General features: G+C 71.2%; 13 protein-coding genes. 7 read left to right on the plus strand and 6 right to left on the minus strand.

Annotated elements, in window-relative coordinates; genetic code table 11:
• Window positions 1–38: 38 nt before the first annotated feature.
• Genes ABZX61_RS22955 through ABZX61_RS22965 form a run of 3 tightly spaced genes read left to right on the plus strand, consistent with a single transcriptional unit; the run spans window position 39 to window position 3,323 of the window.
• The gene (locus tag ABZX61_RS22955; protein ID WP_355197367.1) at window positions 39–785 is read left to right on the plus strand and encodes a hypothetical protein; all 747 of its coding nucleotides are present in this window, start codon (window positions 39–41) and stop codon (window positions 783–785) included.
• Between the two features lie 30 nt (window positions 786–815).
• Window positions 816–2,792 carry a hypothetical protein gene (locus tag ABZX61_RS22960; RefSeq protein ID WP_355197833.1) on the plus strand — a complete coding sequence of 659 codons (1,977 nt, stop codon included), beginning with the start codon at window positions 816–818 and terminating at the stop codon, window positions 2,790–2,792.
• Window positions 2,793–2,825: 33 nt separating this feature from the next.
• Window positions 2,826–3,323 (plus strand): GNAT family N-acetyltransferase, encoded by a 498-nt coding sequence (locus ABZX61_RS22965; RefSeq protein WP_355197369.1) that lies wholly within the window; start codon window positions 2,826–2,828, stop codon window positions 3,321–3,323.
• A 32-nt stretch (window positions 3,324–3,355) separates the two neighbouring features.
• Here ABZX61_RS22965 and ABZX61_RS22970 read toward each other — a convergent pair whose 3' ends face one another.
• Both ABZX61_RS22970 and ABZX61_RS22975 read right to left on the minus strand, forming a co-directional pair.
• Entirely contained in the window at window positions 3,356–3,979 is a 624-nt protein-coding gene (locus tag ABZX61_RS22970; RefSeq protein WP_355197371.1) for a hypothetical protein, read from the minus strand.
• Between the two features lie 184 nt (window positions 3,980–4,163).
• Window positions 4,164–5,117, minus strand: a complete 954-nt coding sequence (locus ABZX61_RS22975; RefSeq protein ID WP_355197373.1) for a hypothetical protein — start codon at window positions 5,115–5,117, stop codon at window positions 4,164–4,166.
• A gap of 115 nt (window positions 5,118–5,232) precedes the next feature.
• Between ABZX61_RS22975 and ABZX61_RS22980 the strand changes: the two genes are divergently transcribed.
• Window positions 5,233–5,934 (plus strand): hemerythrin domain-containing protein, encoded by a 702-nt coding sequence (locus tag ABZX61_RS22980; protein ID WP_355197375.1) that lies wholly within the window; start codon window positions 5,233–5,235, stop codon window positions 5,932–5,934.
• On the opposite strand, the gene ABZX61_RS22985 is transcribed toward ABZX61_RS22980, so the two are convergent.
• The gene (locus ABZX61_RS22985; protein ID WP_355197377.1) at window positions 5,919–9,164 is read right to left on the minus strand and encodes a BTAD domain-containing putative transcriptional regulator; all 3,246 of its coding nucleotides are present in this window, start codon (window positions 9,162–9,164) and stop codon (window positions 5,919–5,921) included. The two genes, ABZX61_RS22980 and ABZX61_RS22985, sit on opposite strands and share 16 nt — an antisense overlap.
• Window positions 9,165–9,415: 251 nt before the next feature.
• On the opposite strand from ABZX61_RS22985, the gene ABZX61_RS22990 reads away from it, so the two are divergent.
• Complete coding sequence (locus ABZX61_RS22990) at window positions 9,416–9,895, plus strand: YcxB family protein (protein ID WP_355197379.1); 480 nt, start codon at window positions 9,416–9,418, stop codon at window positions 9,893–9,895.
• 394 nt (window positions 9,896–10,289) lie between these two features.
• On the opposite strand, the gene ABZX61_RS22995 is transcribed toward ABZX61_RS22990, so the two are convergent.
• Entirely contained in the window at window positions 10,290–10,712 is a 423-nt protein-coding gene (locus tag ABZX61_RS22995) for a DUF6292 family protein (RefSeq protein WP_350725745.1), read from the minus strand.
• A 36-nt stretch (window positions 10,713–10,748) separates the two neighbouring features.
• On the opposite strand from ABZX61_RS22995, the gene ABZX61_RS23000 reads away from it, so the two are divergent.
• Together ABZX61_RS23000 and ABZX61_RS23005 are read left to right on the plus strand one after the other, a co-directional pair.
• Complete coding sequence (locus tag ABZX61_RS23000; protein ID WP_355197381.1) at window positions 10,749–10,976, plus strand: hypothetical protein; 228 nt, start codon at window positions 10,749–10,751, stop codon at window positions 10,974–10,976.
• A gap of 10 nt (window positions 10,977–10,986) precedes the next feature.
• Window positions 10,987–11,418 (plus strand): hypothetical protein, encoded by a 432-nt coding sequence (locus ABZX61_RS23005; protein ID WP_350725749.1) that lies wholly within the window; start codon window positions 10,987–10,989, stop codon window positions 11,416–11,418.
• Window positions 11,419–11,473: 55 nt separating this feature from the next.
• Here ABZX61_RS23005 and ABZX61_RS23010 read toward each other — a convergent pair whose 3' ends face one another.
• Window positions 11,474–12,613, minus strand: coding sequence for a cystathionine gamma-synthase (locus ABZX61_RS23010; RefSeq protein ID WP_355197383.1), 1,140 nt, complete (start codon window positions 12,611–12,613; stop codon window positions 11,474–11,476).
• A 122-nt stretch (window positions 12,614–12,735) separates the two neighbouring features.
• On the minus strand, window positions 12,736–12,924 hold the full coding sequence (locus ABZX61_RS23015; protein WP_350725753.1) for a hypothetical protein: 189 nt from the start codon (window positions 12,922–12,924) through the stop codon (window positions 12,736–12,738).
• Window positions 12,925–13,008 lie beyond the last annotated feature (84 nt).

Consider the following 13,008-nt stretch of genomic DNA (forward strand, 5'->3'; position numbering starts at 1 on the left):
ATAGTGGATAGCTGATCACGCCGACCGGGAGGCCGCCCATGCGCCTGCTTGCCTGTGCCACCGCTCTTGCCATGGGTTTCATCGCCGTGCCCGCCTCCGCCGAGGCCACGGCGCCCAAGGTCGTGTACGGGTACGCCTGGGCCGACGGGAAGGGGCACCTGCGGATCGTCCCCAAGTCAGCCACTTTCGTGCGGAAGGGCGAGTTCCGGAGCTACCGGCTCAAGCCGGTGGCCGGGGCACAGGAGGTGCGGCTCGACTACACCGGCGCCTCCTTCGGCCGGGTCACGGTGGCGTGCGACCTGAAGGAGACCGAGGGCCAGGTGGCCCTCGACGCCAAGGGGCTGGGCCGGACGGCCTGCGAACCCGGGGATCTGACCGACGGGCTGGCCCGCGGGCCCGTTCCGCTCCGCGTCGAATACCGGGGCACGGACGCCGTCAAGATCAACGAGTTCCTGGTCACCGAGTGGCCGGGTGCGCGTACCGCCCGCGGCACGCTCAAGCGCGTCAACGACACGACGGTCCTGTTCACGACCGGCGGAAAGACCGTCAAGCTCGGGTACACGCACGCCACGAGCTTCTACCGGGCCACCGCGCGCTGCCGGGACGGATGGCTGGCGGGCAAGCCGGTCAACGCCGACAAGCAGGGGCTCGGCAAGAAGTCGTGCACCTCGGCGGACCTGACCAAGGCGCTCAAGACGGTGGAGCACCCCGTACTGGTGAAGATCGACTACACGCCCGAGGCCGGCGGCGTCAACGAGGTGTGGGAGGTCTTCGGGGACGCGTAAACGGGCGGATCGGGTTAGCGTGGGTGCGTGATGGCCTTTCGCTATGGTGAGTACCACGACGGCCCCGATCCCCTCGCCCCGCCCTACGACGTGCGGGCGGCCCTCGACGAGATGGGCGACGCGATCCTGTCCGGTTCGACGCCGGTCCACGCCCTGCGCGACCTGCTCAAGCGCGGCCTGCCCGGCGCGCAGGACCGCCGCGGGCTGGACGACATGCTCAGGGAGGTGCGCCGGCGCCGGCGCGACCTGCGCGAGCGCGGACGGCTCGACGGCACGCTGGAGAAGGCGCGGGCGCTGCTCGACAAGGCCATCGGGCAGGAGCGGGCCGAGTTGTTCCCCGACCCGTCCGACGACGCGCGGCTGCGGGAGACCGGGCTCGACGCGCTGCCCGAGGACACGGCCAGCGCGATCCAGGAGCTGAGCACGTACGAGTGGCGCTCGTCGGCGGCGCGCCAGACGTTCGAGGAGCTGCGCGACCTGCTGCGGCGCGAGGTCCTGGACAGCCAGTTCAGGGGCCTGCGGGACGCTCTCGCCAACCCTGACCCCGAGGCGATGGAACGCGTCCGCCAGATGATGGCGGACCTGAACGAGATGCTGGACAAGGACTCCCGCGGCCAGCACACCCAGGCCAATTTTGAAGACTTTATGGGGAAATATGGCGATTTGTTCCCCGAAAAGCCGCGCAACCTCGAGGAGCTCGTCGACATCCTGGCCCGCCGCGCCGCCGCCACGCAGCGCATGCTGGCCTCGATGACCCCGCGCCAGCGCGAGGAGCTCGCCGGCCTGATCAACCAGACCCTCGACCAGGCCGGGCTCTCCGACGAGATGCGCCGCCTCGGCGAGGCCCTCTACGCCCGCCGCCCCGACCTGGCGTGGAACGCCCCCGAACGCCTCACCGGCGAGGAGCCCCTGGGCATGGGCGACGCGGTCACGGCCCTGGAGGAGCTGGCCGACCTCACCCAGCTGGAGACCGCCCTGCGGCAGGACTACCCGGGCGCCAGGCTGGACGACATCGACGAGTCCGCCGTACGCCGTGCGCTCGGCCGCTCGGCCGTGGACGACCTGGAGGCGCTCAAGCGCATCGAACGCGAGCTGGAGGAGCAGGGCTACCTCCTGCGCCGCCGGGGCAAGCTGGAGCTCACCCCCAAGGCGGTCCGCCGCCTGGGCGAGACGGCGCTGCGCCGCGTGTTCTCCTCCCTCGACGCGGGCCGCCGCGGCGACCACGACCAGCACGACGCGGGTTCGGCCGGGGAGCTGACGGGCTCGACCCGGCCGTGGCGCTTCGGCGACGAGCAGCCCATCGACGTGGTCCGCACGCTGGTGAACGGCGTGCGCAGCGGCGGCGTCGCCGCCCCGGGCACCGGCCGTTCCGGTGGGCGCGTCGGGGTCCGCCTCTCGGTGGACGACTTCGAGGTGGCCGAGACCGAGCGCCGCACCGCCGCGGCCGTCTGCCTCCTGGTGGACCTGTCGTACTCGATGGCCCTGCGGGGCACCTGGGCCGCCGCCAAGCAGACGGCGCTGGCGCTCCAGGCGCTGGTGGCGTCCAAGTTCCCGCAGGACGCGGTCCAGATCATCGGCTTCTCCAACTACGCCAGGGTGCTGCAGCCCGACGAGCTGGCGGGCCTCGACTGGGACATGGTCCAGGGCACCAACCTGCACCACGCCCTCCTGATCGCCGGCCGCCACCTCGACCGCCACCCCGACTTCGAGCCGGTGGTGCTGGTGGTCACGGACGGCGAGCCCACGGCCCACCTCATGCGCAACGGCAGATCGGCGTTCGAGTGGCCGCCGTCGCACGAGACGCTGGAGCTCACGCTGGCCGAGGTCGACAAGATGACCCGGCGGCGGGCGACGATCAACGTCTTCATGCTGGCCGCCGACGACCGGCTGAAGGAGTTCGTGGACGAGGTGGCCCGCAGGAACGGCGGCCGCGTCTTCTCGCCTAGCGCCGAGCGCCTGGGCGAGTACGTGGTCAACGACTTCCTCCGCCTGCGCCGCGCCCGCTGAGTTTGTCGGTGCCGTATGCCAGACTCGCTCGCCATGAGCGAGCGACCGAACACAGGCGATGACGTGCGGTTGAGAGACGTCGTGGAGGCCGATCTGGAGGTCTTCCTGGCGCAGGAGCACGACCCGGAGGCGGTCCGGAGGTCCAGGTTCCCGCCCCGCCCCCGGGAGCGCTTCCTCCACCACTGGGCCACCCGGATCCTGGCCGACCCCACCGTCTTCGTGCAGGCGGTCCTCGTCGACGGCGAGCCGGCCGGAAACATCGTGGCCTGGTGGGAGGAGGAGCGGCGCTTCATCGGCTACTGGTTCGGCCGCGAGTTCTGGGGCCGCGGCGTCGGCACCCGGGCCCTGACGCTCTTCCTCCAGCAGGAGAAGGCCCGTCCCCTCTACGCCGACCCGTACGAAGGCAACACCGGCTCGGTCCGGCTCCTGGAGAAGGTCGGCTTCCAGCGGTCCGGCACGGTGCGGCACGGCGAGGACCAGCACATCATGCTGACCCTCCACGCCCCGGCCCCACCCTCTCCCACGACCTGAGGGGCGCCGGCGTGCCCGTGCCGACCGCCTCGTCACGTCGTGCAGTACGCGTGAAGCACACCTCGTCTGTAGTAGAGGGCGTCATCGTTGCGCCAGCTGGCAGAGGCACCAGGACTTCCCGGAGTGTCCGAGAGTCCCACATTCACCAGCCCGGGCTCATGGGTCTCTATGGCGTTCCTGAGCTTGGGATGACTCGGCGGGCACAGGATGAAGGTTCCCATTGTTCCAAGAGGGTTCACATCCACCCGCTGCTTGACCATCGGCACAGGCGGCTGTGCCGGTTTCTCGGTCGAGCAGGTCAGCGTGACCGTAAGCGAGACGTCGATCGGGTGATGGGCCGCATCCGCGAACGACTGCGTATTGGAGAAGTAGACCTTCACCGACCGGTTGGCGTCGTCGATCTCGAATTTGGTGAGGCTCGTGTGCTGCGCGTCCGCCTCTGAGCTGATCGTCGTCTCGCCGGCGACCCCGACGATGTACGGCAGCGTGGACGGGCACTTCACCGGCACGTACCCACTGGTCTGCGCGCCGAGGCTCTTACCGCTCTGGAACTCTTCGTAGGCCGCGCCGGCCCAGGCCGGACCGGTGACGCTCACCAATCCCGCCGTGGCCAGCGTGACCGCCGCGACGATCTGCGCGGATTTAGTGATTCGCATGTTTCTCCTTGCCGTGGTCGAGTCTCTGCGCCGAGTTGCCGGCGCGACGCGTTCCGTTCGGAACGGCCTGTCGTCCGTCGTGGTCGCATGGACGAACATAGGAATTCGCTCTTGGCGAGCGCTTGACCCCGGCCTTGGTAAGGGCTTGGTGGCAGCTTGGCCACGCACCACGGCGCCGGGCGCGCTACGAATGATCCGCCCGCAGGCGGACTTTCGGCGCCGGCTGGGCGCGGCGGGCGGCCTCGGCCCGGAGCCGGCGCCGCAGCTGCCTGCCGCGGCCGAGAAAGGAGCGGGTCCGCAGGCGGCGGTCCTCGGGCAGGCTCCAGTCGGGCAGCGCGCGGTCGATCGCGACGGTGAGCCGGCCGTCGCCGTGGACGGCGGCGGTGCCGAGCAGCACGACGTTCTCCTGCCAGCGCATGCCGGAATCGTGCCGGTGGAAGGTCAGGCAGACCGGCCCGGGCACGGCGGCCACGCCGGAAGGCAGATCCAGCTCGTACCCGGTCGTGGTGCGGGTGAAGGCGCGCGCGGGCACGGTCACAGGCCGGCCGTCCGCCACCGTGGACACGATCGGCCGGCCCAGGTCGCGGGCCCGGCGGGCATACGGGCGCCAGTCGGCGGGCGGCGCGGAGCGGCCGGGCAGGCGGGAACCCGGCGGGGCCGGGTCCGAGGCGGGGGCCGTGGTGCCGGGCGGGCAGGTCCAGGTCAGCGGGTCGCGGGTCAGGTCGCCGCCCGGCCACCAGGTGATCCGCTCAGGGGTCACCTCGATGTAGATCCGCGCGAAGTACCAGGTCAGGCGCTTGACCAGGAACCACGGCAGCCCAGCGAAGGCGTCCGGGATCTTGGCCTGGGACTCGCGGACGTACCGGTCGGTGTTGGCCTGCAGGTCGGCGTCGCGGACGGTGGCGCGGCCCTGCACCAGCACCACCGGATCGCCCTCGAACAGCAGCGCGACACGCGGATCGCGGCGCGCCCGCTCGGCTTTGTCGGGATAGGTCAGGCCGGTGCTGACGTCGATGGTGCCGCGGGACCCGGTGTACGGGGTGACGGGCCAGGTGATGGGCCGCCCGTCGCGGGTGAGCGAGGTGTAGGCGCACACCACGGAGCTCCGGAACGTCGTGGTGGGGAGCGTGAGGGTCATGCCCGCGCACGCTAATGACGGTGTCTTGGGCCGTTCTTGAGATCGGCCTTCAAGAACCGCCCAAGACCGGGAGGCCACGATGACGGCACCCTGACAAACCAGAAGGAGCACGACAATGCGCACCGCCGCACACCCGAACGTGCCGCAGATCACGCTGCCCGGTCAGGCCGCCGCAGCGCCGGGGCCGCTCGACATGACCAACATGTACCTGGCGCACTACGGCTTCCGCCGCGACCTCGGCCACCTGATCACCGCGATCGGCCGGGTCCGCCTCGGCGACCGCCGGCGCATCACCGCCCTGCGCGAGCACCACGCGTGGGTGCTGTTCGTGCTGCACCACCACCACACCGCCGAGGACGAGACGGTCTGGCCGCGGCTGCGGGAGCGGGCGCCGCAGGCGGTCGGCACGATCGACGCGCTGGAGGCCGAGCACGAGGCATGCGACCACTGGATCCGCGAGAGCACCGACGCCTTCCAGGCGTTCGACGCCGGCCCGTCCGAGGAGCGGCGCGAGCGGCTCATGACCGCCCTGCGCGCGCTGGCCGACACGCTCGGCGCGCACCTGGCGCACGAGGAGACCGACGGGATCCCGCTGATGATGGCCCACATCACCCCGGAGGAGGACGCGGAGGGGCACAAGACGATCATGAAGCAGTACGGTTTCCGCAAGCTGATCACGCTGGTCGGCTGGATCACCTCCGAGCTGCCGCCCGATGTCGAGGCTCATCTGCGCAGGACCTCGCCCCGGCCGATGGTGCTGCTCAACACCTTGGCCGGCGGTAGCTACCGGCGGCGCACGGCCTACCTGTGGGGGTGAGCCAGCTCGCGCTCCACGCTCTCGGCGTGCTCGGCATGCCGCCGCGCCGCCTCAGCATCGCCCAGTGCCTCGGCCAGTTGCGCCAGCGACCGGCTGACCGGCCACATCAGCATGCTCAGCCCGGCGATCCCCATGCGGTCGGCGTACGGGGACGCCTCCTCGTACAGGTCGGCGCAGGCCTGCCGGTCGCCCAGCCCCGCCCAGAGCTCGCAGCGGACGACCAGCCAGAACAGGTAGACGAACGTGCGCGGGATCGGTGCTTGCCGCTCCCACGGCCCGAGCACCTGCCGTGCCTCCTCCAGCCGGCCGCTGACCATCAGGTGGTGGGCGAGCCCGTCCCGGTTGAACTGGTCGAGCTGGTCGTGCGAGATATCCCCCGGTGGCGGCACCGCGTCCGCCGCCCCGCGGCGCAGGCGCATGAGCGCGACCTGGTACGTGGCGCCGGCCGTGGTGGACTCCACGCCCCACATCGAGGTGGCGTGCTGCTCGGCGGCGGTGTCCGCGAGCAGCGACTCGGCCGCCTCCAGGTCGCCGCGGTTGACGAGGAGGCCCAGCCGCAGCCAGGCCAGGATGATGCGCAGGTACGGCATGTGCGTACGGCCGATCAGCCGCTCCGCCTCGGCCAGCACGTCCAGGGCCTCCGGCACCCGGCACAGCTCCAGCAGCGTGCCGCCCTGGCAGGTGAGCCCGATCGTGCGCAGCTCGTCGTCGCCCGCCTCCAGCCCGGCGCGGGCCATCTCCTCCCCCGCCTCCAGCCGCTGACGCACCGAATCCGGGTCGAGCAGCGCGTAGTAGCGGGCGAACAGCACCCGGCCCAGCAGCGTCGCGTCGTTCTCCTGGCGGGCCAGCCGCGCCGCCTCGGCGCTCAACCGGTCCCGCTCCACGGGGTCGCACCCCGGCTGGTAGTACGCCTGGAGCGCCAGGCAGGCCAGCACCCGGGCCCGGGCCGACGGTTCCAGCCCTTCGTCGGCGGCCAGCTCCGTCAGGTCCGCCAGCAGATCGGCGTCGTAGTCGCCGTAGACCTTCCAGGGTTGCAGGATGCGGCCGCCGTACCCGGTCGCGGCCTCGATCCAGCGCCGCCGGTCGCCCTCCTGCTTGGCCAGGCGGCGCAGCCGCGTCAGCTCGGCCTCCTGCCCCACCGAGTCACCCGCCCCGAACCTGGCCTCGGCCAGCGCGAACAGCAGGTCCATCCGCTCGGCCGGGCCCAGCTCGGGGTCGTCCTCGGCCACCTGGCCGGCCCGCTCCAGCAGTTCGACGGCCACGTCGTACGCGCGCAGCCGTTTGGCCTCCTCCGCCGCCCGCCACGCCGCCCGCCAGGCACGCGCGGTGTGGCCCGCGGGAATCGCCTCGAACCAGTGATGGGCCGCGGCGGCCAGCCGGTCGGAGGCGGAGCCGCCGGTACGCGTCTCGATCGCGGCGGCCACGGCGGCGTGCAGCCGGGCCCGCCGCAGCACCGGCACCACCTCGGTGAGCGCCTCCTGCACCAGCGCGTGCACGAACCGGAACCGCCCGGGCCGCCCCTCCGCGACCAGGGCGGCGGCCATGGCGGGCTCCAGCCGGTCCAGCGCCGCGTCCAGGTCGAGCCCGGCGGCCTCGGCCACGATCGTCACGTCGAACTCCCGCCCGGCCACCGCCGCCACCCGCAACAACTCGGCGGACGGCTCGGGCAACCGGTTCACCCGGCCGAGCACGACGTCCCGCACGCCCAGCGGCAGCGTGCCGCGGCCCGGCGATCCGGCTTCCAGGTAACGCATCAGCTCCGTGACGAAGAACGGGTTGCCGTTCGTACGGTCCCTGATCGCCCACACGTCCGTGCCCGCCGGGGTCAGCTCGGCCAGGTCGGACGGCGAAAGGCCGGACAGCGGCAGCCGTACCGCCTGCCGGCGCGACAGCGCCTCGAACGCCTCGGCCAGCGCGCCCTCCGGCGGCGGCCAGTCGCGTGCCGTGCCCACCACGGCCAGCCTGCCGTCCAGCACGTACTCGGCCAGGTAGCTCAGCAGCCGCAGCGAGGACCGGTCCGCCCAGTGCAGGTCGTCCAGCACCACCAGCACCGGCCGCCGGCCCGCGGTCAGCGCCTGTGCCGCCGCTCCGTAGGTGCGGAACCTCGCGCCCTCGGGGTCGGTCCCGGTCGCGGAGCCGACTCCGGGCAGGTTCGCGCGTACGTCGGCGGGCAGCGGCGGCAGCGTGTCGGCCAGCCGCTCCAGCACCGTCACCCACGGCCAGAACGCCGGCGCGCCCTCCGTCGCCGCGCACCGCCCCACCGCGACCGTGAAACCCCTGGCACGGGCCCGGCTCACCAGCTCCTCGGCCAGCCGCGTCTTGCCGATCCCCGGCTCCCCGGTGATCAGCGAGAACCCCGTCCGGCCCGCCGCCGCCGCTTCCAGCAGCCCGTCCAGCGCGGCCAGCTCCTCCTGCCGACCTGTGATCCCTCTCTCGGCCACCTGCGGCTCGGGCGGCTGCGGCGGCCGGTGGGGGAACAGGGCCGGGGCTTGGTCGAGGATGTCGCGTTCCAGCGCGCGCAACTCCTCGCCCGGGTCGATGCCGAGCTCCTCGGCCAGGATCCGGCGGGCCGTGCGCAGCGTCTCCAGGGCCTCGCCCTGGCGACCGCTCCGGTAGAGCGCCAGCGCCCGCAACGCCCACAGCCGCTCGCGCAGCGGGTGCTCGTAGGTCAGGGCCTCCAGCTCGCCCAGCAACTCGCCGTGGCGATCCTGCTGGATGACCGCGCTCACCCGCAGCTCGCGGGCCCGCTCCCGGGCCTCGGTGAGCCGCGCCCTGACGGCGGTCACGTACGCCTGGTCGTCCAGCTCCTGGTACGGCTCGCCGCGCCACAGCGCCAGCGCCTCGCCCGCCAGCCGCTCCGCCTCGGCGGGCTCGGTCGCCTGCTCGGCCTGCCCGACCAGGCGCAGGAACCGCGTCGAGTCCACCTGCTCCGGATCGATCGCCAGCGTGTAACCCACCGGCCCGAACGTCAGCAACCGGCTCTGCGCCCTGGCCCGGCGTCCGGGCTCCAGCAGGCGGCGCAGGTTGGACACGTACGAGTGCAGCGACGCCATCGCCTCGGCCGGCGGCTCCTCGCCCCACAACCGGTCGATCAACGCACTCGGGGCCACCGGCCGGCCCTCCGCCAGCACCAGCCCGCACACCAGCGCCCGCATCTTCAGCGAGCCGATCTGACACGACCGCCCGTCGTCGCCGACGACCTCCAGCGGGCCCAGCACACGGATGTCCACAGCCCTACCACCCTCATGAAGTCGCCTGATCTTACGACAAGGAGGGCTGGTGTGGTCACCACGGCGCCGCCTCGGGTCTCGGGGGCGGCTCCGTCGTGGGTCCCGGGCGGCTCCGTCGTGGCGCGCCCAGGTAAACGGGCTCTGTCGCTGATCTTGTGACCTGGAACGGCTCCTCGCTGACCAGGCGTGAGGGTTTGCGACGTGGTGCTGGTCAGTGAATGATGATCGGCAGCTCAGGCGAAGGAGTACTGGTGGACTTCACGATCAGCTATGAACCCGCTCCCGACGAAGTGGCGCGGGCGCTACGCCAAGGTCTCAAACGGCAGCTCACCGCGGTCTATCGTTTCCTTCCCTCGGTCCTGGTCGTGGCAGGACTCGCTTGCATCTGGGCCGATGCCGTCTTCGTGGGTGTGGGCATGCTCGTCGCAGCGGTCGCGGCTCCCTTCGCGGCGACCCGGGCGATCCGCCGGCTCGCCGCGCGACAGCTCGCCTACATGTGCGTGCCTACGACGATTCGGGTGACCAGCGAAGGGTACGAGTGCCGAACCGAGCAGTACAGCACCACGATGCAGTGGTCTATGTTCGGACAAGTCGTGACAACTCCAGAGTTCTGGCTGTTCTTCGTGAACAGGCAGCTCGCGGCATTCCTCCCCAAACGTGCCTTCAACAGCGAGCAACAGGCCGAACTCATTGACTTCCTGGCCGCACGGCAGAATGCGGGAGCCTCCTGAGCCGGCTATCGCCCGATGGCCACGTCACAAGATCAGCGTCAGAGCCCGGTTACCTGTACTCACGGCACGCCAAAGGGTACGCCGACACCTCCGCAATCCGACCTCGCCGTTGTCCAGACGGCCGGCGACGTGCCTGCTCAGCCGCTAGGGCGGGCTCCAGCAGGTTAACCACCCAATCGGTCAACGGGTGGGAGAGCGGCCTTACCCACCAGGCCGGCATCGAACGTGGCGCGCTTCCAGGATGACGCCACGACCCGACGGTAACCGGCCGACCGCCGGGGGTCGGGAGACCCCGGCAAGGGGGTCCGGGGGAGCTTGGCTCCCCCGTAAGAGGAGCCCGTAGCCGCATCCGCGCGAAGCGCGTCCACCCCGCGAAGGCCCGCGCGGTTGAGGGTCAGGCGTCGATGAGGCGGGAGTAGAAGTCGAGGGCCACGTCGAAGCCGTCGTGGCAGTTGCGGTGGGATCGGTAGCAGGGCCGCCAGGCCGAGCTGGCGCCGACTCCCGCCCTGGCGTCGCTGAGGGCCGAGGGGACGCGTTCCGGTTTGGGGAGGAGGCCGTGGCCCAGGTAGCGGATGCCGGTCAGCTCGGTGTGGGCCCCACGGCCGCCCGAGACGAACGTGCCCAGCCGCCAGCCGCTCTCCTCGTCCCAGACCAGGACGGCCCCGTCCGCGAGCTTCAGCGTCGCGTCACGCGGATCGCAGGGGCCCTCCCACCAGTCCGCCACCTCAGGTCCCAGTACGCCGATGACCTGCCGCACATAGCTCGTCGGCTGCTGCAGCCACTCGTCGGAGTACGGCTTGACATGCCTGATGGCCACGGACGGCACCCCCTTGTGCCCTAACAGTAAGAAAAAATGACAGTGACCAACCATACCCGCGCCGAACTTATTCCGTTGCACAGCCGTCTAGTCATTACGGACGATATTTACGTCAGATACGGGGAAGGAGGGGTGCCCATGATAGCCACGGTTCTACTCATCGTCCTGATGGTCGTCGCCGTCGCGGCCACAGAAATGATCATGTGGTGCTCCGAAAAGAGCAAAGAGAGTGTCGAGTCCGCTGCCGAGATCACCGGGGACTAGTCTCTCGGGCATGTCGTCCCTGCTTCTCTGGCTGCACATCGCCTTCGCGATCTTCACCATCGGCCCGGTCACCGCCGCGACGATGACCGCGCCGCGCGTCATCCGCAACAAGAACGTGCCCGCGCTGCAGATCATCCAGCGCATGACGAGGATCTACAGCCTCGGCACCCTGGGCGTGTTCGCGTTCGGGGTGGCGCTCGGCGCGGTGCTCGGCGGCGGGCTGCTCGGCAAGTGGTACATGACGGCCTCGATGACGCTGTTCATCGTGGCCGCCGTGCTGCTCGTCATCATCGACCGCGACCTGCGCACCGCCCTGCGGGCGCTCTCCAGCGAGAGCCCCGAGGACGACGCGAAGGTGCAGATCGGGAGGATCGCCGCGATCAGCGGGCTCGTGTCCGTGATCTGGCTGGTGATCCTGTTCCTGATGGTGGTGCCCGGCTAGAGGCCGGGCAGCCGTTCAGGCGAGCGGGTGCCTGGCCAGAGGCCCGGGCAGCCGTTCAGGCGAGCGCCTGGGTGAGGTCGGCGAGCAGGTCGTCGATGGTCTCGATGCCGACCGACAGCCGCACCAGGTCGGCGGGCACCTCCAGCGCCGATCCGGCCACCGAGGCGTGCGTCATCCTGCCCGGGTGCTCGATCAGCGACTCCACCCCGCCCAGGGACTCCCCGAGCGTGAAGAGCTTCGCCCGGTTGCACACCTCCACGGCCTCCGCCTCGCCCCCGGCGACGCGGAACGACACCATGCCCCCGAACCGCCGCATCTGCTTGGCCGCCACCTCGTGCCCCGTGTGCTCGGACAGCCCCGGGTAGAGGACCTGGGTCACCCGCGGGTGCGCGAGCAGCAGGTCGACGACGCGTTCGGCGTTGTCGCAGTGGCGGTCCATGCGTACGCCCAGGGTCTTGAGCCCGCGCAGCGTCAGCCACGCGTCGAACGGCCCGGCCACCGCGCCCATCGCGTTCTGGTGGTAGGCCAGCTCCTCCCCGAGGCCGCGGTCGACGGTCACCAGCGCCCCGCCGACCACGTCGGAGTGCCCGCCCACGTACTTGGTGGTCGAGTGCACGACGACGTCCGCGCCCAGCTGGAGCGGCTGCTGCAGGTACGGTGACGCGAACGTGTTGTCCACCACCAGCAGCGCCCCGTTGTCGTGGGCCAGCTGCGCCAGCCCGGCGATGTCGGCGATGCCGAGCAACGGGTTGGTGGGCGTCTCGACCCATACGATCTTGGTCTTCTGCGTCATCGCCGCGGCGACGGCGTCGAGGTCGTGCAGCGGGACCGGGTCGTAGTGCAGGTCCCAGCGCTGGTGAACCTTGGCGAACAGCCGGTACGTCCCGCCGTACGCGTCGTTCGGGATGACGACGTGATCCTGCGGCTTGCACACCGTGCGCAGCAGGGTGTCCTCGGCGGCCAGCCCAGAGGCGAACGCGAGCCCGCGCACGCCGCTCTCCACCGCCGCCAGCGCCTCTTCGAGCGCGGTCCTGGTGGGGTTGGCCGAACGGCTGTACTCATATCCGGAACGCAGACCGCCCACGCCGTCCTGCTTGTAGGTGGAGGTCGCGTAAATCGGCGGCACCACCGCACCCGTCGTGGGGTCTGGCTCCTGACCTGCGTGGATGGCCAGCGTCTCAAAACCGTTGCTCATACCCGCCACGTTAATGGAAGTCGGCCCGCGATCCGTCCCCTCCGGATCGCGGGCCGCTCGCGGGCACCGTCCCCCAACGGCCCCGCGATGGCTCGCGCACCATGCCCGCGCGAGCCAGGTCCTCAGGCCGCCCTGGACTCGTGGCCCTCCGAGCGAGGCCGGAGCCGTACGACATCCGCCTCGATGAACCGGCCGCTGCCGCCTTCCGCGGGCTCCCCGTTGATGCGGGAGAGCAGCACCGGGTCGGCCAGCGCGAGCAGCACCCCCACCAGCAGCCCGAGACCCAGCAGCACGAATCCGATGGCAACCATTTCCTGTCCCCTTCCGACATCTCCCAGCATCGGCGACACCCCATGGCTCCCGCCTCCGCTGAAGGACTGGTCTCCGGCCACCCG

The sequence above is a fragment of the Nonomuraea sp. NPDC003709 genome (assembly GCF_040610775.1).
Taxonomy (GTDB): domain Bacteria; phylum Actinomycetota; class Actinomycetes; order Streptosporangiales; family Streptosporangiaceae; genus Nonomuraea; species Nonomuraea angiospora_A.